Annotated in this window: 22 protein-coding genes and 2 pseudogenes; 15 read left to right on the plus strand and 9 right to left on the minus strand. The window is 67.3% G+C overall.

Going from position 1 to position 24,685, the window contains the following annotated elements:
• The first annotated feature begins 25 nt into the window (after positions 1–25).
• Positions 26–1,168, plus strand: a complete 1,143-nt coding sequence (locus ACZ6W9_RS08200) for an ROK family protein (RefSeq protein ID WP_389961044.1) — start codon at positions 26–28, stop codon at positions 1,166–1,168.
• A 297-nt stretch (positions 1,169–1,465) separates the two neighbouring features.
• The gene (locus ACZ6W9_RS08205) at positions 1,466–2,005 is read left to right on the plus strand and encodes a hypothetical protein (protein WP_470116953.1); all 540 of its coding nucleotides are present in this window, start codon (positions 1,466–1,468) and stop codon (positions 2,003–2,005) included.
• Positions 2,006–2,149: 144 nt separating this feature from the next.
• On the opposite strand, the pseudogene ACZ6W9_RS08210 reads toward ACZ6W9_RS08205, so the two are convergent.
• Positions 2,150–2,551: pseudogene (locus ACZ6W9_RS08210) on the minus strand (aldo/keto reductase); the annotation flags it as partial.
• An 86-nt stretch (positions 2,552–2,637) separates the two neighbouring features.
• Here ACZ6W9_RS08210 and ACZ6W9_RS08215 point away from each other — a divergent pair.
• Entirely contained in the window at positions 2,638–4,128 is a 1,491-nt protein-coding gene (locus tag ACZ6W9_RS08215; protein WP_470116954.1) for a recombinase family protein, read from the plus strand.
• Positions 4,129–4,818: 690 nt separating this feature from the next.
• The gene (locus tag ACZ6W9_RS08220; protein ID WP_470116955.1) at positions 4,819–6,234 is read left to right on the plus strand and encodes a replication initiator; all 1,416 of its coding nucleotides are present in this window, start codon (positions 4,819–4,821) and stop codon (positions 6,232–6,234) included.
• Here the strand turns inward: ACZ6W9_RS08220 and ACZ6W9_RS08225 are convergent.
• Positions 6,218–7,453: a helix-turn-helix transcriptional regulator gene (locus ACZ6W9_RS08225; RefSeq protein WP_470116956.1), complete on the minus strand. Its 1,236-nt coding sequence runs from the start codon at positions 7,451–7,453 to the stop codon at positions 6,218–6,220. The genes ACZ6W9_RS08220 and ACZ6W9_RS08225 overlap by 17 nt on opposite strands.
• Before the next feature lie 263 nt (positions 7,454–7,716).
• Between ACZ6W9_RS08225 and ACZ6W9_RS08230 the strand changes: the two genes are divergently transcribed.
• From ACZ6W9_RS08230 to ACZ6W9_RS08245, 4 genes are all read left to right on the plus strand, one after another.
• Positions 7,717–7,971 (plus strand): hypothetical protein, encoded by a 255-nt coding sequence (locus ACZ6W9_RS08230; protein WP_470116957.1) that lies wholly within the window; start codon positions 7,717–7,719, stop codon positions 7,969–7,971.
• Positions 7,968–8,429 carry an ATP-binding protein gene (locus tag ACZ6W9_RS08235; RefSeq protein ID WP_470116958.1) on the plus strand — a complete coding sequence of 154 codons (462 nt, stop codon included), beginning with the start codon at positions 7,968–7,970 and terminating at the stop codon, positions 8,427–8,429. Before ACZ6W9_RS08230 ends, ACZ6W9_RS08235 begins: the two co-directional genes overlap by 4 nt.
• A gap of 820 nt (positions 8,430–9,249) precedes the next feature.
• Positions 9,250–10,905, plus strand: coding sequence for a pentapeptide repeat-containing protein (locus ACZ6W9_RS08240; RefSeq protein WP_470116959.1), 1,656 nt, complete (start codon positions 9,250–9,252; stop codon positions 10,903–10,905).
• Between the two features lie 126 nt (positions 10,906–11,031).
• Positions 11,032–11,836, plus strand: a protein-coding gene (locus ACZ6W9_RS08245) for an IS5 family transposase (RefSeq protein WP_470116960.1) whose coding sequence is annotated in 2 segments (ribosomal slippage) — positions 11,032–11,384 and positions 11,383–11,836 — 807 coding nt in all. Because the reading frame shifts where the segments join, the coding sequence is not laid out codon by codon here.
• Between the two features lie 382 nt (positions 11,837–12,218).
• Here the strand turns inward: ACZ6W9_RS08245 and ACZ6W9_RS08250 are convergent.
• The 3 genes and pseudogenes from ACZ6W9_RS08250 to ACZ6W9_RS08260 form a co-directional block, all read right to left on the minus strand.
• A complete protein-coding gene (locus ACZ6W9_RS08250; RefSeq protein ID WP_470116961.1) occupies positions 12,219–12,797 on the minus strand; it encodes a hypothetical protein in 579 nt (192 codons plus the stop codon).
• A 151-nt stretch (positions 12,798–12,948) separates the two neighbouring features.
• The gene (locus tag ACZ6W9_RS08255; protein WP_470116962.1) at positions 12,949–14,154 is read right to left on the minus strand and encodes a hypothetical protein; all 1,206 of its coding nucleotides are present in this window, start codon (positions 14,152–14,154) and stop codon (positions 12,949–12,951) included.
• Between the two features lie 1,560 nt (positions 14,155–15,714).
• Positions 15,715–16,242: pseudogene (locus ACZ6W9_RS08260) on the minus strand (aldo/keto reductase); the annotation flags it as partial.
• 39 nt (positions 16,243–16,281) lie between these two features.
• On the opposite strand from ACZ6W9_RS08260, the gene ACZ6W9_RS08265 reads away from it, so the two are divergent.
• Positions 16,282–16,740 carry a MarR family winged helix-turn-helix transcriptional regulator gene (locus ACZ6W9_RS08265; protein ID WP_470116963.1) on the plus strand — a complete coding sequence of 153 codons (459 nt, stop codon included), beginning with the start codon at positions 16,282–16,284 and terminating at the stop codon, positions 16,738–16,740.
• Entirely contained in the window at positions 16,737–18,170 is a 1,434-nt protein-coding gene (locus ACZ6W9_RS08270; protein ID WP_470116964.1) for an MFS transporter, read from the plus strand. The genes ACZ6W9_RS08265 and ACZ6W9_RS08270 overlap by 4 nt, the downstream gene beginning before the upstream one ends.
• Before the next feature lies 1 nt (position 18,171).
• On the opposite strand, the gene ACZ6W9_RS08275 is transcribed toward ACZ6W9_RS08270, so the two are convergent.
• Positions 18,172–18,441: a hypothetical protein gene (locus tag ACZ6W9_RS08275; protein ID WP_470116965.1), complete on the minus strand. Its 270-nt coding sequence runs from the start codon at positions 18,439–18,441 to the stop codon at positions 18,172–18,174.
• Positions 18,442–18,638: 197 nt separating this feature from the next.
• On the opposite strand from ACZ6W9_RS08275, the gene ACZ6W9_RS08280 reads away from it, so the two are divergent.
• The gene (locus ACZ6W9_RS08280) at positions 18,639–20,102 is read left to right on the plus strand and encodes an RICIN domain-containing protein (RefSeq protein WP_470116966.1); all 1,464 of its coding nucleotides are present in this window, start codon (positions 18,639–18,641) and stop codon (positions 20,100–20,102) included.
• Between the two features lie 144 nt (positions 20,103–20,246).
• On the opposite strand, the gene ACZ6W9_RS08285 is transcribed toward ACZ6W9_RS08280, so the two are convergent.
• The 3 genes from ACZ6W9_RS08285 to ACZ6W9_RS08295 form a co-directional block, all read right to left on the minus strand.
• On the minus strand, positions 20,247–20,756 hold the full coding sequence (locus ACZ6W9_RS08285) for a GNAT family N-acetyltransferase (RefSeq protein ID WP_389961071.1): 510 nt from the start codon (positions 20,754–20,756) through the stop codon (positions 20,247–20,249).
• Between the two features lie 73 nt (positions 20,757–20,829).
• The gene (locus ACZ6W9_RS08290) at positions 20,830–21,531 is read right to left on the minus strand and encodes a class I SAM-dependent methyltransferase (RefSeq protein WP_470116967.1); all 702 of its coding nucleotides are present in this window, start codon (positions 21,529–21,531) and stop codon (positions 20,830–20,832) included.
• Positions 21,528–22,547 carry a Glu/Leu/Phe/Val dehydrogenase dimerization domain-containing protein gene (locus tag ACZ6W9_RS08295; protein WP_470116968.1) on the minus strand — a complete coding sequence of 340 codons (1,020 nt, stop codon included), beginning with the start codon at positions 22,545–22,547 and terminating at the stop codon, positions 21,528–21,530. Before ACZ6W9_RS08295 ends, ACZ6W9_RS08290 begins: the two co-directional genes overlap by 4 nt.
• Before the next feature lie 111 nt (positions 22,548–22,658).
• Between ACZ6W9_RS08295 and ACZ6W9_RS08300 the strand changes: the two genes are divergently transcribed.
• The 4 genes from ACZ6W9_RS08300 (at position 22,659) to ACZ6W9_RS08315 (ending at position 24,635) form a co-directional block, all read left to right on the plus strand.
• Positions 22,659–23,123, plus strand: coding sequence for an Lrp/AsnC family transcriptional regulator (locus ACZ6W9_RS08300; RefSeq protein WP_470116969.1), 465 nt, complete (start codon positions 22,659–22,661; stop codon positions 23,121–23,123).
• Positions 23,124–23,200: 77 nt separating this feature from the next.
• The gene (locus tag ACZ6W9_RS08305) at positions 23,201–23,539 is read left to right on the plus strand and encodes an ArsR/SmtB family transcription factor (protein WP_389961079.1); all 339 of its coding nucleotides are present in this window, start codon (positions 23,201–23,203) and stop codon (positions 23,537–23,539) included.
• Positions 23,536–24,012 (plus strand): SRPBCC domain-containing protein, encoded by a 477-nt coding sequence (locus tag ACZ6W9_RS08310; protein ID WP_470116970.1) that lies wholly within the window; start codon positions 23,536–23,538, stop codon positions 24,010–24,012. Before ACZ6W9_RS08305 ends, ACZ6W9_RS08310 begins: the two co-directional genes overlap by 4 nt.
• Positions 24,009–24,635 carry a dihydrofolate reductase family protein gene (locus tag ACZ6W9_RS08315; protein WP_470116971.1) on the plus strand — a complete coding sequence of 209 codons (627 nt, stop codon included), beginning with the start codon at positions 24,009–24,011 and terminating at the stop codon, positions 24,633–24,635. The genes ACZ6W9_RS08310 and ACZ6W9_RS08315 overlap by 4 nt, the downstream gene beginning before the upstream one ends.
• Positions 24,636–24,685: the final 50 nt, after the last annotated feature.

Here is a 24,685-nt window from a genome sequence, read left to right on the forward strand (position 1 = left end):
GTCAGGCCGTGGTATTCCTTCTGCCATGACAGGCAAAGAGAGGTTGCCCGTGCGGGGCGCCCAGGGCGACCTCCTGCGCCTCGTCGCCACAGGCCAGGCCGAGTCGCGCGCCGAACTGGCCCGCCTCTCCGGGCTCGCGCCCTCCAGCGTCTCCCTGCGCGTCGAGGAGCTGCTCGACGCCGCCCTCCTCGTCGAGGAGGGCGCGGGCACCTCACGCGGCGGGCGGCGGCCCCGGCGGCTGCGCGTCAGCCCCACCGCCGGCCTGCTCGCCGTCGCCGACCTCGGCACCCACCACGCCCGCCTGGCCCTGCTCGACCTCAGCGGCGTCCCCCTCGTCGTCGAGGAACGCCCCTGCGACATCGCCCTGGGCCCGGAGGCCACCCTCGACTGGATGGCCGCCGCCTTCGACGACCTGCTGCGCTCCCACGCCCCGCCCGGCGTCCCGCTGCGCGGGGTCGGCACCGGCATCCCCGGCCCCGTCGACCCGGCCACCGGCCGCGTCGTCTCCCCCTCCCGCATGCCCGGCTGGAACGCCTTCCCCGTCGCCGACCACCTCGCCGCCCGCTACGACCTGCCCGTCCTCGTCGAGAACGACGCCAACCTCATGGCCGTCGGCGAGGCCCGCGCCTGGCCCGGCTGCGACAACCTCATGGTCCTCAAGGCCGGCAGCGGCATAGGGTGCGGCCTGATCGTCGAGGGCCGCCTGCACCGGGGCAGGGGAGCGGCCGGCGACATCAGCCACGTCCGGGTCCGCGCCGACTCCTCGGCCATGTGCTCCTGCGGCCACCCCGACTGCCTGGAGGCCTACGCCAGCGGCGCCGCGCTGATGGGCGCCCTCGCCGACCAGGGCTTCGCCGTACACCGGCCCGCCGACGTCGCGGACCTCGTCGCCGACGGCGTACCCGAGGCCACCGCCCTGGTCAGGAACGCCGGCCGCCTCATCGGCGAGGTGCTCACCGTCCTGGTCAACTTCATCAACCCCGACGCCATCGTGGTCGGCGGCAGCCTGTCCGGCGCCGAGCCGCTCATCTCGGCGGTCCGCGCCGCCGTCTACGAACGGTGCCTGCCGCTGGCCACCCGCGACCTGGAGATCGCCGTCACCCGCACCGGCCCCGACGCCGCGCTGCTCGGCGCGGGCTCACTGCTCCTGGACGCCGTCCTCGCCTGACCCCGCTCCCCACCGTCCGGCGCGCCGTTCCTCGTCCGTGGCCGCGAAGCGGCGGTCGCGGTGCCACCCGCCAGGGTCCGCGACGGTGATGCGCCGTTCCTCGTGCGGAGCCGCGAAGTCGCGGTCGCGGTGCCACCACCGGGTTCCGCGACGGTGAGATGGGTCACGCCGGCGGGCGCGGCCGATCTTCCGTTGTTACGCTGACCGCAGCGGATACGGCCTTTCCCGCTTCTCCTGCGGAAGACGTGAGACGCCGGGCGATCCGCCTCCGCCGCTGCCCGAGGAGGTGTCCGGCCGATGGCCCTGCCCACCCACTGGGGCGTCCGCCCGGAGGAGACCGCGCGCCCCTACCCCTGCGACGACTGCGTCCCCGCCCCCGGCGGCACGTGGTTCCGCGCGGTCTCGGTCCAGGCCCCGCCCGACGTCGTCTACCGCTGGCTCTGCCAGATGCGCGTCGCCCCCTACAGCTACGACCTCCTGGACAACCTCGGCCGCAGGAGCCCCCGCACCCTCACCCCGGGCGCGGAGGACCTGACGGCCGGCCAGCGGGTCATGACCATCTTCGAGCTGGTCTCCTTCACCCCCGGCCGGGACATGACCCTGCGGATGCTCCCCGGCCCCGGCCGCCGGCTCTTCGGCGACCTCGCCCTCACCTACGACGTCCGTACGGACGACACCGGCGCGACCCGCCTGGTGGTCAAGGCCCTGCTCGGCGCCGAACGAGGAGCGCTGAACGAGGCACGCCGCCGCGCCCTGGCCTGGGGGGACCTGCTCATGATGCGCAAACAGCTCCTGACCTTCCGGACCCTGGCGGAACACCAGGCCGCCACCGGCTGAACCCACCGCGGCGACGGCCGTACGGCGGGCCGGCCCCGGCGGCCGTCAGAAGGCGGACGCCAGAGGACCACGGCTGTCACGGGGCGACGGCTGTCACGGGGCGACGGCCGTCACGGGGCGACGGCCGTCACGGGGCGACGGCCGTCACAGGGCGACGGCGCGCGGGCGGTACGGCTCCGCCAGGAAGCCGACCTCCTTGTCCGTCAGATCCACCTCCACCGCCGCCACGGCGTCGTCCACGTGCCCGGCCCTGGTCGCGCCGATGATCGGAGCGGCCACCCCGGGCTGCTTGAGCAGCCACGACAGCGCCACGCTCGCCGGGGCGACACCGCGCTCCCGGGCCACCTCGGCGACCCGGTCGAGGATCCGGGAGTCGTTCTCGGCGTCGCCGTAGAGGGCGCCGATGCGCGGGTCGCTCCCGGCGCGCGCGGTGCCCTCCTCCTGCTGCCTGCCCGCGCGGGCGAGCAGACCCCGGGCCAGCGGGCTCCACGGGATCATCCCCACACCCTGGTCGAGACAGAGCGGCACCATTTCACGCTCTTCCTCCCGATAGAGAAGGTTCTAGCTATGCATCTCAGGCATGATGTTGGCCGGAGGTGCACATGAGCCCGTCGAATCCCCCCGTCCCGGTCGTGTCCTACGCCCGTATCTCCGCCGACCTGAGGCGCGACGAACACGGCGTGCAGGACCAGCACAGGGTCAACCGGCAGACCGCCGAACGGTACGGCTGGACCGTCGTCCACGAGTTCACCGACAACGACAAGTCGGCGGCCAAAGAGGGAGTCGTCCGCGACGACTTCGAGGCGATGCTACGCGCGTTGCGCGCCGGAAAACTGCCGAACGGCACACCTGTTCAGGGCGTGGTGATCGTCGCGGAAGACCGGCTGGCACGCCGTCCCGGCGACTATGAGCGCTTCGTGGAGACGATCACCTTTCAGGACGGGCGGGTGTTCGCCGACGCGCGGGGCAGCAAGGATCTTTACAGCGAGGACGTGGAGAGCATGGGGCTCTTCGGGGCCGTGATCTCCAAGATGGAAGTCCGGAAGATGCAGCGCCGTATGCGCCGCTCGCACCGTTCCCGGGCGGAGGAGGGGAGGCCGTCAGGAGGGCCGCGCCCCTTCGGGTGGAACGAGGACCGGCTGACGCTCAACGAGAGGGAGGCCGCTCTCCTCCGGCAGGCCGCGAAGGATTTCCTCGCCGGTCGCTCGCTCCATTCGATCACCCGAGGGTGGCAGGCTCTCGGCGTGAAGACCTCGCTCGGCAACGACTGGGCCGTGGCCTCGCTCAAGGTCGCCCTGAAGAATCCCCGAATCTGCGGGCTGCGGGAACTCGGCGGGGAACTCGTGCGGGACGCGGGCGGGGAGCCGATCCGGGGCAAGTGGGCCGCGATCATCACCGAAGAGGAGTGGGCCGCGATCCGGGCCGTCTTCAACGCGCGCAAGGGGCACTTCGTCACCCGGGACATGGAGATCGGCAAGGCGCATCCGCCGGACTACCGGGACCCCACCTATCTACTGTCGGCCATCGTCCGCTGTGGCCGGCCGCGCCCGGACGGAACCCTCTGCAACACGCCGCTGCGCGTCAACGTGCGGAAGAACGCGACGCACCATGACTACGTCTGCAGGAGCAAGGCGGAGGGTGGCTGTGGAGGTCTCTCCCGGCGTGGTGACCTGGTGGACGAGTACGTCTCCGAAGCGGTGCTGGCCAAGCTCGAAGAGAGGTCCTTCGCCGCGTCAGCCGAGGGCTCCGTCTGGGACGGCGAAGCGAAGCTGGAGAGCACCAAGGAGCGCCTTGAGGAACTGACCCGGCAGTGGAACACCGGAAAGATCAGCAATGACCTGTTCTTCAAACTCGCGCCCGGCCTGGAGAAGGAGATCGCCCGGCTCCGTACCGAGCGCGCGAACCTCGCCGCGTCCGCCGAACTGCGGCAGGCACGAGCCAACACGGACGTGGCGGAGATCCGGCGGCGGTGGTACCTGCCGGAGAAGGACGGTGGGCTGCCCATCTCCACCAAGCGCGCTTACATCCGGGAGGCGCTGCATACCGTGATCATCCACCCCATCGGCCGGGGCCAGAAGGTCTTCAACCCTGATCTTCTGGAACCGATATGGCGCGAGGACTGAGCGCGGGATGTCCTGGACGTCTTCCATCTCTTCCGAGGGCTGTCGGCCTTACCGAAAGGCGACAGCCCTCTGTCTTCTGCCACGGATTTCCCGGTGACGGGCGGACGTCTACGGACGCTGACGAACACCCACGGACGCCAACGGACGTCTACACACAACGCTCACGAGGGAACTCGAAGCTGGTCGAACTCGTCTACCCCGGTGTAGAACTGATCGCGTAAGAAGTCACCGACCTCCCCACGGCACGACACAGCGAACATCTCGGCGAATCACCTCAGGCGCATTTTTCATCCGGGCACACCACATCTCATGATCACCGATGATCGTCGGAGGGCCCCGGCCCGGCGGTAGGTGTCCACACAGAGCGCGCCGTTCACTTTCTCGCCGCACTCCATTTTTTGATCTCTCGCTGCTGCGCACCACGCGCCGACGGCTGTCTTCGGGCTGCCCCGGCGGCGGTGTGCGATGTCTTTGTCCGTCAGGCGTGGCGGTGGCTCCACCCACGAGGTGAGGAGTCCACCTGAACCCTGAACCCCTGTCTGCCCGGGAGTGGGGCAGACGACAAGCCGCGCGGTCCCCTCGCTGGACCGATGAGAAGTGGCGACGTGTCGCCACCGTGTTCGGTGTCAGCGTCGCCGAGACGCAGGACGCCGGCTCCCGACCCGATGAGGTGCGCGGGAGGGACGCCGCGTGAACCACGCGCCTTCCCTCGCCCCTGACATGCTGGCCGCGCTGCACCGTGCGGCCATGCCCGACTTCGCCCGGTGGCAGCGCATGGTCTACGCCACCGGCGGTTGTACCCAACCCGTCCGGCTCCACGGCGAACGGCTGACCGTGGACGCCCGGACGGGGGAGGTCCTGGACGTCTACCGGACCGCCGACGAACCCACGGGCTTCCTGCTCACCGCCTGCGGCAACCGGCGCGCTTCCCGGTGTCCGGCCTGCTCGGAGACCTACCGGGACGACACCTATCACCTGATCATCTCCGGCCTACGGGGCGGCAAGGGCATTCCCGAGGACGTCAGCGGACATCCCCGCGTGTTCGCCACCTTCACCGCCCCATCCTTCGGCGCGGTCCATGCCCATCGGGAGCGGAACGGCACGACCCTGCCTTGTCGCCCTCGGCGGAACCGTCCCGTGTGCGAGCACGGCGAGCCGGAAGGGTGCGGCAGGCGTCACGAGCGCGACGACCCGCAAGCCGGGCAACCGATCTGCCCGAGCTGCTACGACTACCGGGGCGCGGTGCTGTGGAACGCCCACGCGGGGGAACTGTGGCGGCGCTTCACCCAGGCGCTTCCGTCCGTTCTCGCCCGGCTGCTCGGCGTCCGCCGGGCCGCGCTGCGCCGTACGCTGCGCCTGTCGTATGCCAAGGTCGCCGAGTACCAGGCGCGCGGCCTAGTCCACTTCCACGCCATGATCCGTCTCGACGGTCCGCAGGGGCCGGCTGACCGGCCACCGGACTGGGCGACCGTCCCTCTGCTCGATCAGGCGATCCGGGAAGCGGCCGGACAGGTCGTCGTCCCGGCCTCGGACGGCCCGGCCCCGGTCCTGCTGCGGTGGGGCGACCAACTCGACGTCCGGCCGGTGTACGTCTCCGCCGATGTGGACGGGGTCACCGATCAACGGGTGGCGGCCTACGTCGCCAAGTACGCGACCAAGGGGGCGGAGTCCGCGGGAACGGTGGACCGCCCGATCCGCCGGGCCGAAGACATCGCCGACCTGGCCGTGACCGAGCACGCCCGGCGCATGATCCTCACCTGCTTCGCACTGGGCCGCCTGCCGGAATACCGGGACCTTCCCCTGCGGCAGTGGGCGCACATGCTCGGCTACCGGGGCCACTTCTCGACCAAGAGCCGCCACTACTCCATCACCCTGGGCGACCTACGACAGGCACGCGCCGACTACCGGGCTGAACAAGCCCGCTCGATCCTCGGCCTTCCCGCCCCGGACGGGAAGGAGACGGTCACCCTGTCTCAGTGGCGCTACGCCGGAAACGGCCTGCGGCACGGGGAAGCCCTGTGGGCCGAACTCGCCCGGCAACGCATCGCCACCGCTCGTCGGATCGCCCGTGAACGCGAGCCGGCGATTCCTACTGAGGGCCGATGAGTTCTCGATACGCCTCGCGTAGCTCTACGGCCTCGGGTACGCGGTGCGCTTCGACGGCGCTGATCACCTCTCGTGCCCTCCAATAGCTGGACGGCACGAGAGAGCCGCTCGTCACGGCGGTAAGAGTGACCTGTCCGGCTTCGTCGGGCTTATCGGCTGCTATGAGGGCCAGCGCCAAATCCAGTCGCGCGGATACCGCCCGTCGCGGGCGGGGCGGTCCGTCGGCGGCCGTCTCCAGGCGGTTGAGCACCTGCCGGGCGTATGACTCGGCGGCCGGGTCTCCGAGCCATGACAGGGTGGTCGCGACGTAGGCGTCCCGCTTGGTGGGGTCGTAGCGGTAGTGGTGCTCGGGGCTGTCGGGCATCGGCAGGGGGGAGACGAGCCGGTCGACTCGGGCGAGCGCGTTCCGGGTCTCCGGTCCGGCGCCCAGACGCGCCCATGCCCGGCCCTCCTGCGCGGTCGCCTGGATGTAGGCGGAGCTTCCGCGTGGTGCGACGGTCTGCGCACCCTGGGACAGCGTCAAAGCACGGCGGTAGTCGCCGGTGGTGACCGCTCGCCATGCCTCCGTCTCCAGGCACCACGCTGCGATCTCGGGGTGCTCGGCGTGCTCCGCCAACTGGGAGGCCGTCTGCAGCCACGTCGTGGCAGCCCGGAACTGGCGAAGGTCGATGTGGCATGTAGAGGCGAGCAATGACAGCCATCCTCCGACCGTGAGCAGGCGGCGATGCTCGTTGATCGTCTTCTTCGCGTCGAAAAGATGTGAGACGTAGGACAGGTGCTCGCGTACCCGGTTCAGCAGTTCGGCCGGTGGCGTCCCCGGATAGGCCATCGCAAGATCATCGACGGCTGATTCCAACCGGTCGAGCGTCTCGGCTCCCACGTCGCTGGCGGCGACGCGGCGGGCCAGTTCCAAGGCTTCGATCTCGTCCCCACGGAGGTAGGCGCTGCCGGGAGGCGTGCTGTCGAGGTCGTCGCCGAACAGCTCGGACTCTTCCATGCCGAACACCCGGCAGTAGAGCACCCGGTAGGGGTCCTTGGGCTGATGCCTGCCCGCTTCCCAGTCCTTGATCATGCGGGTCAGGGATTCACGCTCGGGGAACCGGGCTCGGGTGCGGCCGTCGGCGGCGTCGGCGAGTTGCTTCGCCATCTCTCGCTGCGTCCACAGCTTGCCTCGTCGCTCGGCGCGTAGCCGTACGGCCCAGGCTGGAACGTCGTCCATCGCATGCACCTCGGGGGACTCGGAGGGTCCGCCTGTCTCCCCCAGTCTCCCTTACTCACACTGCCGATGGGAGGGGACTCGGGGATGTCATGAGAGGGCTGCACAAAGCGGGACCCGCAGGCGCGGACACGCCGTACGGGTCCCTTGACCGCACTCTGGAGGTGCGATCCGTGGATCACTCTAAAGCCACGTCGCCGGGTGAGGCGACACCGGCTGACCAGGCGCAACCGGCCCCCCTGACGCAACGGCCCGTCTTGGGGACGGTGCAGGAAGATCGGTACATCCATCTCGTCCGGCTGGCGTGGGACCTGCGCGGCGTAGGCGTGGCGACGCGGCTTGAGCTTCCGCTGACCGAGGAACCGTTCCTGACGGCGCAAGGGGCGCGGCGGCCGGTCCGGGTGACCGCCCGCAGGCTGGGCCAGGACTGGATCTACCAGTGGGGCCGGGGCCGTAACCAGTGGATCGACGCCTTCGACCACGAGGCGGCCCAGACGATTTGTAAGGCGGCGGCGCGGTGAGCCGGGAGGCCGTCTATGAGGCGTTCGAAGCGATGCTCAATCGCTGGAACGGGCTGCGGTTCCTCGACCACCGTGACTTCTACGGGGTGCCGCAGTCGGCATCAGACGCGCGCCACTGGGTGCGGAAGCTGCTGAGCGCGCACATCACGGCGTCGGCGGAGGTTCTGGAGACGGTGGAGCTGCTGGTGAGCGAGGTCGTCACCAACTCGATCCTGCACAGCGACTCGGGTACCCCTGACGAGATCATCACCGTCGGCGTCGGTCTGGGGGATGGCCTGGTCCACGTCGAGGTGATCGACAAGGGCTCACCCGTCAACGTCCCCCAGATGCGTCCCGCCGATAGCGACAGTCTTGGCGGGCGGGGCCTTGCGTGGGTGGACTTCCTGTCCAGTGCATGGGGGACCGACTACGACCCCGAGATAGGCCGCGCGGTCTGGGTGCAGGTTGCCTACCACTGACGCTCCTTGAAAGCCGGTGCGGCGGTGTGGCCTTCCCCCGTAGTCGTGCCGCCGTACCTGACCAGCGATGACCGTGACCACCTGGACCCGTGTCATTCGATGGCAACCCGACCCGGAGCGCAGTGCCGCCAGGCGCGAGCACCGGAAGCGGGGCGGCAGCCATGCCCTTCCCCGCGAACCTCGTGTGCCTGATGAATATGCAGAGCGGAGACGGCCGGCGCAATGCCGAAGGCACCCCGAAGGAGCCGCGTAGCGGTTGGGCCGGCGGTCGCAGCGGCGGCAGCGCGTACCAGGGGCGGCGGGTGCGGTTCGGTACGGCGGGCGCTCGGTACGGCGGGCGGCGGGGTCTGCCCGCTCCCGCCGGGCGGGCGCGGGCCGGGACCGGCCCCAAGGCCGCATGCCCGGTCCCGATGTCCGCGCGGCGGGAGCGGGCAGGCCCCGCCGTGCAGCGGTGCAAAGCGCTGCCGCACTTGATCTCCGGACGTCTGTTGCAAACGGGGTCGATCATGATTTGGGCCGACTGCCTTCCTGCTGACGGCAGATGCCCGCCGGTGAATGCAATCATGCGAGATGAGGTTGCTGTATCCCGCTGCTGTACAGCACCCCGGCAGATGACCAGCCCAAGCTCACCTGAAGGCGAGGGGACCCGTACCACAGGGCCGCTAGGCCAAGGAACGGAAGCCCTGCGGCAGCAAAGCACTCCTTATGAACATTAGATTGATCCATATTGTGTCCATTTTGACCATGATATACATAATTCATACGCTATGGCCGTTTTTCCTAGAGCCACAATTCGATTAAGGACTTTACGCTGTGTGGCATGGAGTTGCAGAATGACTCCATGGAAAAGAAGCTGAGTTCATTGATCACCGCTCTGCGACGGAACTGGCTTATCGCTGTACTGGCAACTGCCAGCATCTTGCTTGGAATAAAAGCATCGGCCAGACATATTTCCCTTAGGGGGGTGTTCTCTTGGTTCGCCTCGGTTGATACATCATGGCTCTCTGGCGTAGGCGCAATAACACTAGCAACTATTACTTTATTTCTTATTCTGCGGAATCGACGTTCGCGGGATCTTGCCCGCAAGCCTCTTAAAGTAATCCCATGGTGGATAGTTATATTCGGGATGGCTTTAGTTGGTATCTCCATATGGTTGACCACCAAGATTCTCCTGGGAGAGGCCAGTGTTGTAAAAAATAATGTGCTCGAACTAGCCAAGCTCCGCAGTGAAGCAATCCGTACGGGTCTTACAGTTGGGGCCGGAGCAGGTGGGGCTGTCGTTCTACTCCTTTCGGTACGCCGCCAATGGCTCAGTGAAAGAACACAGAAGCACCAAGAGGAGGTATCATCCGTTACGGAACTTTATACGAAAGCCATTGAGCAACTGGGTAGCGATAAAGCGCCTGTTCGACTCGCGGCGCTTTATGCACTAGAACGTTTGGCTGACGATCACCCTGGCCAGCGCCGAACAATTGCCAATGTCATGTGCGCCTATCTTCGAATGCCATTTGAATCCCCAGTTGCGCCAGAAGAAATATCTGAAGACCTCGATGATGAAGAGTTCGAATCCGTAGCATCAACCCATCGAGAAGCTGAGCAAGAATTAGAGGTTAGGCTTACCGCCCAACGCATCCTAGCCAGCCACCTTGGGCACGCTGATGCGCGAGATGTCATCAGATGGATCGATATAGATTTAGATCTAAAGGGTGCGACCTTGCTCTCCGCAGATTTCCGAGGATGCCGAATCCGTAACGCAGATTTCCGATATGTAGATTTCCATGGGGATGCTCTTTTTGGTCAAGCCACATTTGAAGGAGACGCCTATTTCTCGGAAGCCGAATTCAATGTGTTTGCAAGCTTTGAAAACGTAAAGTTTAAAGGTGACGCCTGGTTTGATGGCGCCATTTTCTATCGTGATGTATGGTTCAAAGGGGCGATATTTTCAGGGCTGGCCTGGCTTGGGCTTGCAAGATTTCATGGGGAAGCAAATCTTGAGAATATTACCGTTGAAGGGCAGGTCTGGTTCGATCAAGCAAAGGCTTTTGATGTAATTAGATTTAGCGATTCTTTTTTCGCAAAAGATGTAGACTTTGGAGGGTCAATATTCCATGAAGAAGTGTGGCTTGATTCGGTCACATTTAAAGCTTCAGCAAATCTCCTTAGTGTGCGTGCGAGGCTAGCAACATTCGAACAATCGGTTTTTGCCGGAGTTTCCCGATTTAAAGGATCCGAGTTCGCAGAAATATCCTTGGCTGATTCGTCTTTTCATGGCTCGCTGCGGCTTGATGGAATAATATATGACGTCATCGATGTTAGCGGATGCCGCTTGTATGGGGATCCATCAGCTCATTCATTGCCTGGAAAGCTTCAAATATCACCGTTTTCAAATGCGGACTATTCGAGCCTTGTTGAAAGGAGCGCCACCTCGCCCACGTCCACCGTTGTTGCGGATACGGGTGAATCACCCTCGGCGTAAGAATTTTGCGCCATTAAAGGCTCGTTTTGATGCCGTTAGCGCGTGGGCGGCGTGGTCGCAACCGGCCGGAGAGCCGCAGCGCGGCTAAGACCGTGACTCATTTGGGGGTCGATCGTTGAATCGGGCGTGGATGCGTTCCTTCAACGACTGGTGCCCGACGAGTTGTGGGAGTTGTTCCAGCGGGTGGTGCCGCTGGCACCGACCCGGCCGCAAGGTGGTGGACGGCGGCGAGTCGATGACCGTCTGATCCTCGCGGCGATCATCTACGTGACCACCACCGGCTGCGCCTGGCGGCAGCTACCGCCCGTCTTCGGGGCATCCTGGCAGACCGTGCACCGCCGCTTTGCCGAGTGGAGCGCCGCCCGGGTATGGGCCAAGCTCTACCGCATCCTCCTGGATGAGCTGGGTGCGCGGGGAGAGCTGGACCGGTCGCGCTGCGCCATCGACTCCGTGAGCGTGCGGGCCGTCAAAGGGGGAACTGACGGGTCCATATCCTGTCGATCGCGGCAAGAACGGGTCGAAGATCCATCTCATCACCGAACGGAGCGGTCTGCCCATCTCTGCCGAGATCAGCGCCGCCAACACCCATGACAGCCTGGCGTTGCAGCCGCTGGTGCGCGGCATTCCGCCGATCCGCTCTCGTCGTGGGCCGCGCCGCCGACGGCCCGCCAAGCTCCATGGCGACAAGGGCTACGACTACCGGCACCTGCGGACCTTCCTGCGTAAGCGGGGCATCATCCCTCGCATCGCCCGCCGCGGGATCGAGTCCAGCCAGCGACTCGGGCGCCATCGCTGGGTGGTCGAGCGAACCGTCTCCTGGCTGGCCGGCTGCCGCCGCCTACACCGCCGCTACGAACGCCGGGGCGACCACTTCGGTTCCTTCGTCGCGATCGCCGCCGCCCTTATTTGTTACCGCCGACTAGCCAAATGAGACGACGTCTTAGAAGAGTGGCGGTCGTATGGCTGGTTCATGCAACGGGAACTGTGCGAACGTCTCGCGCAACCCGCGCCCTTTGAAAGATCATCTCGCACATATCCCGCACTCGTCGAAGGCGGCCACTACATCACTCGATGGCAAGTCGGACCCGGACCACAGACCGGAAGGCCTGAGGACCGGAAGCCGCGTGGCAGTCCAACGTTCTGCAATGGAGTGGGGCTTCCCAGCCGGATGACGCAGGCCGACCGGCCCGGCAAGCCTGTGGGGTGCGGAGACTCGATCTCCCGGTGGGGCCCTGGAGCCCAAGGCTCGAACTGCAGAGGCTTGAGCTTCCTCAGAAGGCCGAGGTGGTGCTACAAGACATTGTTGTCCAGGCCTAGCCGTGCCTACTGTGCTCATTGACACTCGAGGGAGACGCATCACATGGTTGACTCGATGGGCGTCCGACCCATGCCAGGTGACGCTCCGCGACAAAGGCCCCTTGGCGTCGGCGGCCCCTCATAACTCCAACTCGTGTCCGGCCCTCTAGAACCTGGAGGCCGTTTCCTAGTGGATCGAGTAGCATCCGGTCGATCAAGATCGGCCAGCGCTTCCAAGTTCCGTGGGTTTCCCAGCACTTAGCGACACCCATATGAACTCCGCGGTTGCGCGCCCGCACCCAGTGGCCCGGGTCGGCCGCGTACTCCTCGATACAGTCGCCGTCAGATGCTCCCGTCGGCATCGCCATGAATTCCTCGACCGGAACTGCCGTGACCTCCCACCTCACGGTGGAGAGGTCGATGTTCCCGTAGTCACGGAGAAATGCGCCGTTGTCTGCGTGGTCGTAGAGGAACTGCTCAACGACGTCAGCCGGCCACCGGAGCGAGCTGACTATGGCGCTCGTATGGAAGCCTTCGAAACCCAAGGTGTTCTCGCGGCAAGACGACGCCAATTCCGCGACGTCGGCAAGCTTCACGGTCTCCATCGTATGGCCCCACGTCTTTGGTTTTCATGCTGCTTGAATTGCAAGCTAGTCGATCTTGGGAGTCCTTGGCTTGGCTTGCGGCTCGGGCTTCGGCCTGGTCGGGGCGCAGCAGGGTGAGCTGCAGGTACTGAAGCCGCTCTGGTTAGAACGGCGGGTTGTAGAGCCCACACTTGGCGTTGTTCCACCCCCGCAGCGCGTCTTTGAAGCTGGAGAAGATGTTTGAATCGAAGGAAACCGACTCCATGGGGCATCCCATATAACCGCCCCATGCTGTGATCTCCTCATTGGACGCGTGGTGAATGCAGTGTAGGTAGCGGTTGTAAGGTGGCGGATCATTGTCAATGAACCAGAAGTATGCAAACTGCTTCATCGTGCGGTCTGCAGCGGTGGCCAGCGCGCCGGTTGCGGTGTCAGAGAAGTACTGGTCAGGTGCCGCGTCGAGCAGGTTGATGGCCTCCCGCATGAAGCTCGCCACCGTGTGCGCCAGGTAGAGAGAGGCCAGTAGGATCGCCTCATCGGAGTAAGGCTGCCGCGCTCCGACGGTTGTCCCACCGTGGTAGACGTTGCTGTTTGCCCGCAGGCTTCGGGCGGCGTCATGGGTGGGGTGCAGAAATTGGCCGAGAAACGTGTAGTGCGCGTCCACCCGCAGGCTCGCCGCCTTGTCGAGGATGTCGTTTAGCTCCAGACTCTGGATGAGCGAGTCGTAGGAGAGGTAGAACCGGTAGACGCGAGCGGCCTGATCTTGATGTTGTCGGAGGATTTTCTTCGTCTCGGGCTCGAGCTCGTAATATTCAAAATAGTCGTCGCGCCGAAACCTCATTACCTCTGGACGGAATCTTCTGAATTCGAAGTAGTGTACGGGCACGCGGATACCTTCGCCGGAATCATCCTTGAGTCCTTCGTACACATACATGATATGACGTGTTGCCCTGGAGAATTTCTTGACGCTCAGACATGTCGCGGTTCCGTTTTCCTGAGCGACTTTAAGTGCTTCCTGTTCCTCTTTCAGCTTGACCTTAAATTCGCGCTCCGAAAGCGAGGAGTGGTCGGCGAGTCGGTAATATTTGGTGCCCCGGCACATCAGTGCAAACAGAAGGTAGTTCTCCAGAAGCGACCGGTTGAGCCCGAGCGCCCCCGAGATCCCGCCTGCCTTAATGAGGGCGAGGCAGTCCTGGGCCGTTTCCATGCGAAAGTTGCAGAAATCGAGCAGGTCACTGTAAAAGGCGAAATGAACTTCGCCCCATTGGATCCGGTCACCCCAGGCTGCATATTCGTGTAGCATCTGCTCGATCGTACCCAAGACACGCTGAATCTCGGCGTCTATCCTGGCATCAGAGCCGATGCTCATCTTATTCGCCTTTCTGAGAGCTGTTATGAAGCAGAGGTCGCCTATAAGGCTTCACCTGCCTGTCCGGCTCTCCGCTCAATAGATACTGAGAGATCTGTCGTTCTTTGCCGCCTATTTCCCCGGCATCTCAGGGCTCAGCTATACCAGAGCACTTCCATAGGTGAAAACCAGCCTCGGTAGAGCTTCTTCATCTAGAGCCGATGAGGGGAATCGACCCCTGACCTTCTGTTTACGAGGGCAGGGTGGGCCGCTGCCGAAAGCGTCTTGGTCCTGGCCGGACGGCTGATACCGATTGGCGGGATGTGATTCAGTAAGCCGCCGTTGCTGTACTGCGCTGCTGTACAGCAGAACTCTGGCTTGGCTCTGGTGGGAAAGTCTTCGGCTGTACGAACTTGCTCGGGCCATGAGGGACCTGCTGTCCTTGCGGACAGATACCGGCCGAAGCTTCGCGTGGCGGCTCCGGCCGGTATAGCGGCTACTTACCGCTCTTGTTCTTAGTTGGATCCACGCACACCCACGGCTTCCCCGGCTTGGGGGTGGGCGGCAGGCGGTGTCCCTTCGGCACGGTGACTTCGGGACCACCACCAGCGGGGCGATACTGACCCGACACCGGAGCCGGCTGACCCGGCTTACCCTTGGCGGCCATTCGCTTCACCTCCCCTCCGAGCTGGGCACGTCCTCGAAGCAGGGCTTGCGCACGCTCGCAGAGCCGCTACTCTGATGAGTCCAACCACGACGAAGAACCCCGATTCGGTGCCACCCCGATGGGCAGGCGCCCATCGGGGTTTTTCACGCTCTGGGAGAGATCGTAGCGGGCTCGTCGCACAGCGTCTACTCAACGGAACACAATATGTGGGAGTCCTGAGAACTGTGCCCACAACATGATGTGGTTTGAAGGCGAGGCTAACCTAAGAGTCGGCCGATCATCTCGTTCGCTGTCGACCCGCCCCGTAGCGGCAGAGGGCCGGAGACGGAGTGTCAAGCTCGGCTTCGCGTGTCCATTCGCTGACCGCTGTTCCTCGATCATCCGTTGCCCTGCGTGCGCAGCCGGGCTTGATACGCAGGAGCCGGTCTGCTGGGCTTGCCCGGGTCGATAGCGGGCGAGGTGATCAGCTTCCCCCTCAGCCACTCCAGCGCCCCAGTTCGCGCGAGACGATCACCTCGGGGCTGGAGATCCCCGCCGGAGGCATGCTTGGCCCGTAGCCGGCATCAGCTACCAAGGAGCATTGCAACTGCTGGTGAAGCGCGTAGACGTTCTTCAGGTGACCGCCTGATAAGTCAGCGCGTGGGCGGCGCTGGCCGCGACCGGCCGAAGAGCCGCAGCGCGGCCAGCGACCGCCCCGACGCGCGCCGGCCGCCGCAGGTGGGCGGCCTTGATCGTGTAGAGAAAGTCCTCGCCGGATCGGCTCTTGCGTGATGGCCGTCAGATCTTCGGCAAGCAGGTGGGGCGGTGTGCCCGGGAGCGAATCGGCAGCTCAACGGGGCTTCGTCGCCGTGGTGACCGGTGGGGGAGCGGGGTCAGGCGGCTAGGGTGGACTTACCGCATGAAGTGAACCGCTTGTTGTAGTGATTTTGCATCGCTGCGAACTTGGTCCAGCCGTTGGTCTCGGTGATGTGCTGGGCCTTGGCGAACTGCCAGGCGCTCATGCTGGAGGCGCCGAGATAGAGGGCCTTGCCGGCGCGGACCACGTCGTGCAGGGCCTGCATGGTCTCCTCGATCGGGGTGTCGGGGTCCCAGCGGTGGATCTGGTAGAGATCCACATGATCGGTGTCCAGGCGGCGCAGTGAGGCGTCGATGGCCGACATGATGTGCTTGCGCGACAGGCCGCGGTCGTTGACGCCCCGGCCGACGGGGAAGAAGACCTTGGTGGCCAGCACGTAGTCGTCCCGGTCGGCGAAGATCTTCGACAGCAGGCGGCCGGTGACCTCCTCGCTGCTGCCCCGCGAGTAGACGTCGGCGGTCCCGTCCGGTTCGGCGGCCGCGACCGATCGCGGGTTCGTCGGCTGCGCCAGGTTTGGGTCGGACCAGTCCGGGCCTGGGGCCGGTGCTCTGAGAGCGTCGCAGAAGGGCGGAGTCCGCCAAAGCATTTACATAAACTATGAATATAAAACTGTTATGCTTCGCGCATGAGTCGTCAAGACACCGCTCCTGGCGCGTCCGCCGCCATCGGGGCGGCCCTCTACGGCCTGGCCACCAGAGCCGCGAGACGCCTGCCCCGGGACATGAGCCTGACATCCGCCGCCACCCTGGCCACCCTGGACCGGACCGGCCCGCGGCGCATCACCGATCTGGCCGCGGTCGAGGGCGTCACCCAGCCCGCGATGACCGCCCTGATCCGGGTGATGGAGGAGTCCGGCCTGGTCGAGCGGCGGGGCGACGCGTCCGACAAGCGGGTCACGCTGGTGTGCCTGACCGAGACCGGCGCCTCCTACGTCCGGACGCGGCGCCAGGCGGGCGTCCACGCGTTCGAGCGGTTGATCGGCGAGCTCACCGGCGACGAGGTCGAGGCGCTGGTGGCGGCCCTTCCGGCGCTGAAGCATCTGGCGGAGCTCGAAAGCCAGGACCGCGAAGGGCCGAAGCAGTGACCGGGCAGCCGGTCGGCGGGGCCGCGGCGAAGGCGTTCCCGGCGGCGCGTTCCGAGGCGCGGCTGCTGGTCCCCGCCCTGGTGTTCATCGCTCTGGTCGTGGCGGCGGTCGCCAGCCTCGGGACGCCGCTCATCACCAGCGTGGCGACCTCGTTCCACGTCTCGCTCGGCAGCGCGCAGTGGACGCTGACCGTCGCGCTGCTCAGCGGCGCCGTCGCCACGCCGGTCCTGGGCCGGCTCGGCGCCGGCCCGCACCGGCGGGCCGCGATCCTCGCCACGCTGGCGGTCGTCGTCGCCGGCAGCGCGCTCACCGTGCTGCCGTTGCCGTTCGCGTGGCTGCTGGCCGGCAGGGCGGCCCAGGGCGTCGGGCTCGGTCTGACGGCGCTGATGATGGGCGTGGCCCGGGACCACCTCCCCGAGGAGCGCGGCGCAGCCGTGATCGCCCTGATCTCGGTGGTCTCGATCATCGGGGCCGGGGTCGGCTACCCGCTGGCCGCACTGCTCGCCGAGCTCGGCGGGGTACGGGCCGCCTACGGCCTCGGCCTGGTCGTCACCGTCGCCGCCCTCCTGACCGCGTGGCGCTCCATGCCCGAAGCCCCCGAGGGCCGCTCCGCCCGCGTGGACGTGGCAGGCGCGGTCGTCCTGGCCGCTGCGCTGCTCCTGGTGCTGTTCCTCGCCGGCGAACGGAATCTGTGGAGCCGGCACCTCGCCGTGGCGGCGGGCCTCGCCGTCGTCGCGGTGGTGCTGCTCTGTGTCTGGGTCGTCATCGAGCTGCGCAGCACGACGCCCCTGGTCGATGTGCGGGCGGTGCGGCACCCGGCGGTCGCCGGGGCGAACCTCGCCATGTTCGTCGGCGGGATCGGCATGTACCTCCTGCTCACGCTCATCACCCGGTACGCGCAGACGCCGCACGGCGCCGGCTACGGCTTCGGGCTGACGACCTTCGTCGCCGGGCTGGTCCTCATCCCGTTCTCGGTGCTGGGGTTCGTCGCCGGCAAGCTCACGCCGAGGGTCCGGACGCGGATCGCCGACCCCCTGCTCCTGGCCGGCAGCGCAGTCGTGGTCGGCGGCGGGTTCGCCCTGTTCGCGGCGGCCCGGTCGGACCTGGCCGAACTGTTCGCGGCGATGGGCGTGCTCGGTTTCGGCGTCGGCGGCTTCTCGGCCGCGATGCCCGGCGTCATCCTGGCCGTCACCCCCAAGAGCGAGACGTCGAGCGCCATGAGCTTCAACTACGTCGTCCGCAGCGTCGGGTACTCCCTGGGCAGCGCCGTCGGCGGCCTGATCCTCGCCGCGGGCACCGGCCCCGGCCACCTCTTCCCCGACGACGGCGCCTACACCACCGCGGCGCTGGTCGGCATCGGCGCCATGGCGATCACGACGCTGACAAGCCTCGCTCTCGTCCGCCGGCGCTCGTCCGAGACCAACCCGTAAGTCAGATGCACTCGTCGGTGAGCGCGAGGAAGTGCAGGCCGTGGCGCTTGTGCTTCCCCGAACGGTTCTTGCGGTCGTCCTTGCCGCTGCGGTGGCGGGTGGGGATGAGAGTGCCGTCGATCAGCACGGCCTCCCCGCCGCGCCTGGAGGCCTTGACCAGGGCGCGGTCCAGGCGCGGTGGAGTCGCATCGGCAGGACCGGGCGTCAGAACGACCGGGAAGTCTGCCTGAAACTTACAGCGGTGTCCGTCGCGGACCAGCGGTTCGAGCACGTCGTCTCCCTTTCCGTTGACGCGCTCCCGCCTCCTTCCTAGCGTGAGGCCCTCCGCCGCGTTCGTTTGTTAGCGCTAACAATCAGGCGCAGGCGAAAGTCCGGCCCGGCGGTTCAGGTCTAGTGATGGGACGTTCCATGACACTGAGCATCGCGTCCGATGGTCACTCATCAGGGTCATCGCGAAGCATCCGGTCGTTGCACGGGTTGCTGGTCGCCCTCGTGGTGACCGCGCTCACCGCAGTGGCGGCCCTCGTCCCCGCGTCGTCGGCCAAGGCCGCCACCAACCAGTTCCGAGGCATGAACTGGGCCGTGCTGGGTGACAACTTCAGCACCGGCGCGCTCGTCGTGCAGGGCCTGAGCAAGTCCGACAGCAACGCGACGGTGCGGGCCAAGGCCAACGCCCTCTACGACAACATGGAATACGTCATGGGGGTCAACACCGTCCGGTTGCCCATCAACACCCACACCGTGGCCGACACGACCTGGTGGAACTCCTACCGCGGCGCCATCGACGCCGCCGCCGACCGCGGATTCAAGGTCATCCTGGCCTACTGGGAGGACGGCGCGGCCTCCGGCGGCAGGATCACGAACCTCGCCGCGTGGAACGCGATGTGGTCCAGTGTGATCAGCACCTACGGCTCGAACGGCAACGTCTACTTCGAGCCGATGAACGAGCCGCACGGCTACACCTCGGCGGAATGGCGCAACGTCGCGGCGAACTGGCTCGGCGCTCACCCCTCGGCGGCGCCCGGCCGGGTGCTCATCGGCGGCACCGGCTTCAGCCAGGACCTGCGGGACATCTGCAACGACAGCCGCTTCAACTCGACGCTGCTGTCCTTCCACTACTACGCCTTCTTCTACGGCGCGATGACCTACGACGCCTTCCGGAGCCACATCCAGACGCTTCTGGGCAACTGCGCCTCCCGCGCGGTCATGACCGAGTACGGCGCGCCGATGGCCACCGGCCTCAACTACGGCGACGCGAACAGCACCGACAACTTCGTGCGCTACCTCCGCGCCGTGGCGCAGGTCATGCGTGACAACCAGATGGGCGGCACCTACTGGCCCGCCCTCGGCGGCAAGATAACCGCGGGTCTCGGCTACGACCACTACTCGATGTACGCCCTGGGCGGCAGCGGCACCAACCTCACCCTGGCCATCCGCAACCAGTCCGGCGCCGACCGGGTCCGCTACGGCTGGGGCGACACCGTCCGCGACTCCACCCCTTCGCCGCAGCCGGAGACGTTCTACAAGATCGACGCGCGCCACAGCGGCAAGACCATGGACGTCCAGCAGGCGCGCACCGACAACGGTGCGCGCGTCGACCAGTACGCCTACGGCGGCAACCCGTGGCAGCAGTGGCGGTTCCAGGACGCCGGTGGCGGCTACTGGCGCATCGTCAGCCGCCACAGCGGGAAGTGCCTCGACGTGGTGGGCGCTTCGACCGCCGACGGCGCCGAGCTCATCCAGTACACCTGCGGCACCGGCGCCAACCAGCAGTTCCAGATGGTCGCAGGCGGCGGCTACTTCCAGCTCCAGGCACGACACAGCGGCAAATGCGTGGACGTACCGTCCGCGTCGACCGCGGACGGTGTGATCCTCAAGCAGTATCCGTGCAACGGCGGCACCAACCAGCAGTGGTCGCGCACGGCCGTCTGACGGTCGTCTCGACCGGGTGATGGAAGTCCTCGCCGGGTCGGCTCTTCCGTGACGGCCGTCATGTCTTCGGCGGACGCCGGCACCCCGGGCGGAGAACGCTGGGGCGCCGGCGCCCGCGGGCACGACGCTCAGGCGGTCGTCACGTCACAGCTCGGACGCGTAGATCCGCGTCGTCCGGCCCTGGTACGTCGCCTCACGTTCAAGGGCCAGCCCGATCTTCTCGGCGACGCGCTGCGAAGGAACGTTGTCCGGATTGATGATCGCGATGAGCCGGTCGAGCCCGAGGACGTCACGGGCGTGGTCGCGGCATGCCGCCGCGGCCTCGGTCGCGTAGCCGTTGCCGTGGAGCTCCGCCCGCAGGAGGTACCCGATCTCGGTGTGGACCGTACCTTCGACGTTCTGCAGGGTCAGGCCGCAGTTCCCGGCGAACTCACCGCTGCTTCGGAGCGTGACCAGCCAGAGGCCGTGACCGTGTTCCCGGTAACCGCGCTGGTTCCACTCGATCCAGCGCAGGGCCTCGTCCCGGCTCATCGGCTGCGGATAGTGGCGCATGACCTCGTCGTCGCCCAGGAGCGCGGCCATGTCGTCCAGATCGGCGGCGGTCATCTCCCGGAAGGCCAGACGCCGCGTCGGCCCGGGAATTCGACGGTCCAAGCTCTCACGACTCCTTCTGAGCGGTCCAACCGGCGGGCCGGTCGCATGCCCGCCGACGCGGGGGATACGGGGATCAAAGGATCCTACTGCCGGCGTCGCGTTCGGACGGGAGCCGCTTCACCAGGAGATAGGTCCGGTGGCTGGGGTGCTCGTGTCCGGGGTGTGGCGCCCGGTCGAGCCGTGCGGTGAGGGTGAGGCCCGCCTGGGCGAGGGCCGCCGTCTCGGCGACCGGGTCGAGGAACCGGAAGGTGAGATCGACGGGGTGGTTCCACCATTCGGTGAGGTGGCTGGCCTGTCCGGGGCGGGTGTCGTCGTCGCCGGTGTGGAAGGCGAGAAGGGCATGCCCCGCGGGGCGCAGCACCCGGGCGAACTCCGTGTAGGCGGCGGCCCGTTCGGACGGGTTCAGGTGGATCACGGCGTACCAGCACAGGATGCCGCTCACCGTCCGCGAGCGGATCGGCAGCGCGGTCATGTCCGCCGCGGCGAACGGCAGGGCGGTGGCGCGGTGCGCGACGGCGCACATGGCGGGCGACAGGTCGGCTCCGAAGGTACGGGCTCCACGGCGGGCCAGGTGGGCCGTCGCCTGGCCCGGGCCGCAGCCGACGTCCACGACCGGCCCGTCCGAGGTCAGTTCGGCGAAGGCGTCCAGCAGGGCGCGGTCGAGGGGCTTGCCCCCGAGCTCGTCGCCGATCTCGGCGGCGTACCGTTCGGCCACCGTGTCGTAGCTGCGGCGGGTCACGGCGGACGCCGCCGCACGGGGGCGCGGCGCCGTCATGCCCGGCTCCGGGCCAGGTCCCATGCCGCCTGCGCCGGGGTGCGGCCATGGCGCTCGGCGGTGTCCAGCAGGTCGCCGACGGTGTCCTCGATGGCGTCGACCCGCGCGCGGGCTTCCTCCGCGCTGACGTGGTGGAGTTCGGTGCTGACGGCGTTGATGACCCCGCCCGCGCCGGCGACGAAGTCCGGCACCCAGATGATGCCCCGCCGGTGCAGCAGGTCGGCGACATCCGGAGTGGCGAGCTGGTTGTTCGCCGGTCCCACCACGGCACGGCAGCGGAGCTCGGTCGCGGTCCGCCCGGTCAGGACGGAACCGAGGGCCGCGGGGACCAGTATGTCCACGTCCGCGGAGAGGATGTCGTCGGGAGCCCGCCAGGCGGCCCCGAGTTCGTCACCGAGTCTCCGCTTGTCCGGGTCGATGTCGGTCACCGTCAGCACCGCTCCCTCGGCGGCCAGCAGACGCGCGAGGCCGGCGCCGACACGGCCCAGGCCGACGACGGCGATGCCGCGGCCGTTCAGTTCCGGGGAGCCGTACAGCCGCCGGCTGACGGCCCGTAGCGCGGCGAGCGCCCCCAGCGCGGTGTGCGGTGACGAATCGCCGCTGCCGCCCAGATGGGCCGGACGGCAGAACACGTGCGGGGTGGTCTCCCCGATCACCGCCATGTCGTCGGGGCCGGTCCCGACGTCCGGGCCGGTGGCGTACACGCCGCCCAGCGAGTCGATGACGTCCGCCACGTCGCGCAGCACGTCGCGGCGCTCGCCGTCCCCGAGTTCCCTTCCCTCCGGCAGGGCCACGACGGTCTTTCCGCCGCCGCAGGGCAGCCCGGCCACGGCGAACTTCGATGTCATCGCCGCCGACAGGCGAAGGGCGTCGGTCAGGCCGTCCCGCCAGTCGGGGTAGTGCCAGAGGCGGAGGCCGCCGGCCGCCGGGCCGAGCGTCGTCGAGTGGACGGCCACGATCACCGGCAGCCGGGAGCGCCGGCCGGTGCGGATCGCGACCTGCTCATGATCGAACATGGGTTCATCAGTCCTTCATTCGCCGTGTTGGATGGCACCATGCTGGACGAATGACTCCCGGTCCGGGAGCTTGATCGAACGTTTGGCTGAAATCAGCTACGGTGGCCGACCATGGATGAACTTGATTCGGAGATCGTGCGGCTTCTCCAGACAGATGCGCGGCAGTCCAACCGCGAACTCGCCCGGCAGTTGGGCATCGCCCCCTCGACCTGCCTGGAGCGGGTCCGGGCGCTCCACCGCCGGGGCGTCATCCGCGGCTACCACGCCGACATCGATCTCGTCGCCCTCAACCGCGGCGTTCAGGCGCTCGTCTCGGTTCAGGTGCGCCCCCTCAGCCGTGCCGTCATCGACGCCTTCAAGGATTTCGCCAGCGGCCTGCCGGAAGTCCTCCACACCTTCGTGCTCTCCGGGGGCGACGACTTCCTGCTGCACGTCGCCGTACAGGACCTCGACCACCTGCACGCCTTCCTCATGGACCGGCTCAGCAAGCGCGGCGAGATCATCGGCTTCCGCACCTCGGTCATCTTCCGGCAGGTGAGCAACAGCGCCCCCGCACGGCTTCCCGTGTCCGGCTAGGAACGGCTCCTCCGGCCGGTGGCCCGGTCGATACTTAGCTCTTGCGCTAACCATGGTGCCCTGCAATGCTTAGCCGCATGGCACAGTATTCGGCGCAGCTGGACGGCGTGTTCATCGCCCTCGCCGACCCGACCCGGCGCGCCGTCGTCCGGCGCCTCGGCCGCGGGCCCACGAGCGTCGGCGACCTCGCCCGCGAGTTCCCCATGACCCTTCCCTCGTTCATGAAGCACGTGCGGACCCTTGAGTCGAACGGGCTCATCCGCACGGTCAAGTCGGGCCGGGTGCGCACCTGCACGCTCAACCGGGAACGGCTCGCCCTCCTGGACGACTGGCTCGCGGAGCAGCGCCGGATCTGGGAGCTGCGCACCGACCGCCTCGAACAGTTCGTCACCGACCCCGAGGAGAACACCCAGTGAACCCCGACCTCGACCTCGCCCTGGAGCGGGTCATCCGCGCCCCGCGCGCCACCGTGTGGGCCGCCTGGACCGACCCGTCCCGGCTTGAGCGGTGGTGGGTGCCGGCTCCGTCCCGCTGCCGCGTGGACCGCCTGGACCTGTGGCCCGGAGGCGCGTTCGTGACGCGGATGAGCGACGACGGGTCGGAGTTCGTCCCGCATCTGGACGCGTGTTTCCTCGCCGTCGACGAACTCGAGCGGCTCGTGTTCACCACCGCCATCGACAGCAGCTGGCGTCCCGCGAACGTCGGCCCGATCACGATGACCGCCACGATCACGCTGGCCGACCACCCGGACGGCACGGACTACCGGGCGATCGTCCGGCACGGCGATTCGGAGACCCGCGCCCATCACGAGAAGGCCGGCTTCGCCGAGGGCTGGGGTACGGTCGCCGGCCAACTGGCCGCCTTCACCGAAGGGACGGCCGCGCGATGAAGATCACCATCACCCGGTTCGTCACACTCGACGGCGTCAGCCAGGGGCCGGGCTCGCCGGACGAGGACACCACCGACGGGTTCACCCGCGGCGGCTGGCTCGTGCCCCACATCGACGCGGCGTTCGTCCGGCGCACCTCCGACTGGCTCGACCTCGCCGACGGCCTGCTGCTCGGCCGGCGCACCTACGAGGCGTTCGCCCGCGACTGGCCGGAGATCACAGACCCGGCCGACCCCTTCACCGGGCGGATGAACACGCTGCCCAAGTACGTCGTGTCGAACACCCTCGCCGAGGGGACCTGGCACCCCGCGACCGTGCTCAGGGGCGACCCGGTCCGGGCCGTCGCCGAGTTGAAGGCGCGGCCGGGGCGGGAGCTCCAGATCCACGGCAGTGCCCGCCTGGGCGACACGCTGCTGTCGGCGGGCCTGATCGACACGCTCCGCCTCGTGGTCGCGCCCACGGTGCTCTGGACCGGACGGCGCTTCTCGACCGCGCCGGGCGCCGCGTCCGGTCTCCGCCTGGTCCGCCACGACGCCACGCCCGCCGGTCTGCTGCTCCTCGAATACACGACCACGGGAGAAGCGCCACGGGGCGAGTACGAGGGGGTCGCCGCCTTCGTCTGACGGAACGCCGGGGCCCGGATGGCCCGGAGGCGCCGGCCGACATGACAGGC

The organism is Streptosporangium sp. NPDC053982, from assembly GCF_055585205.1.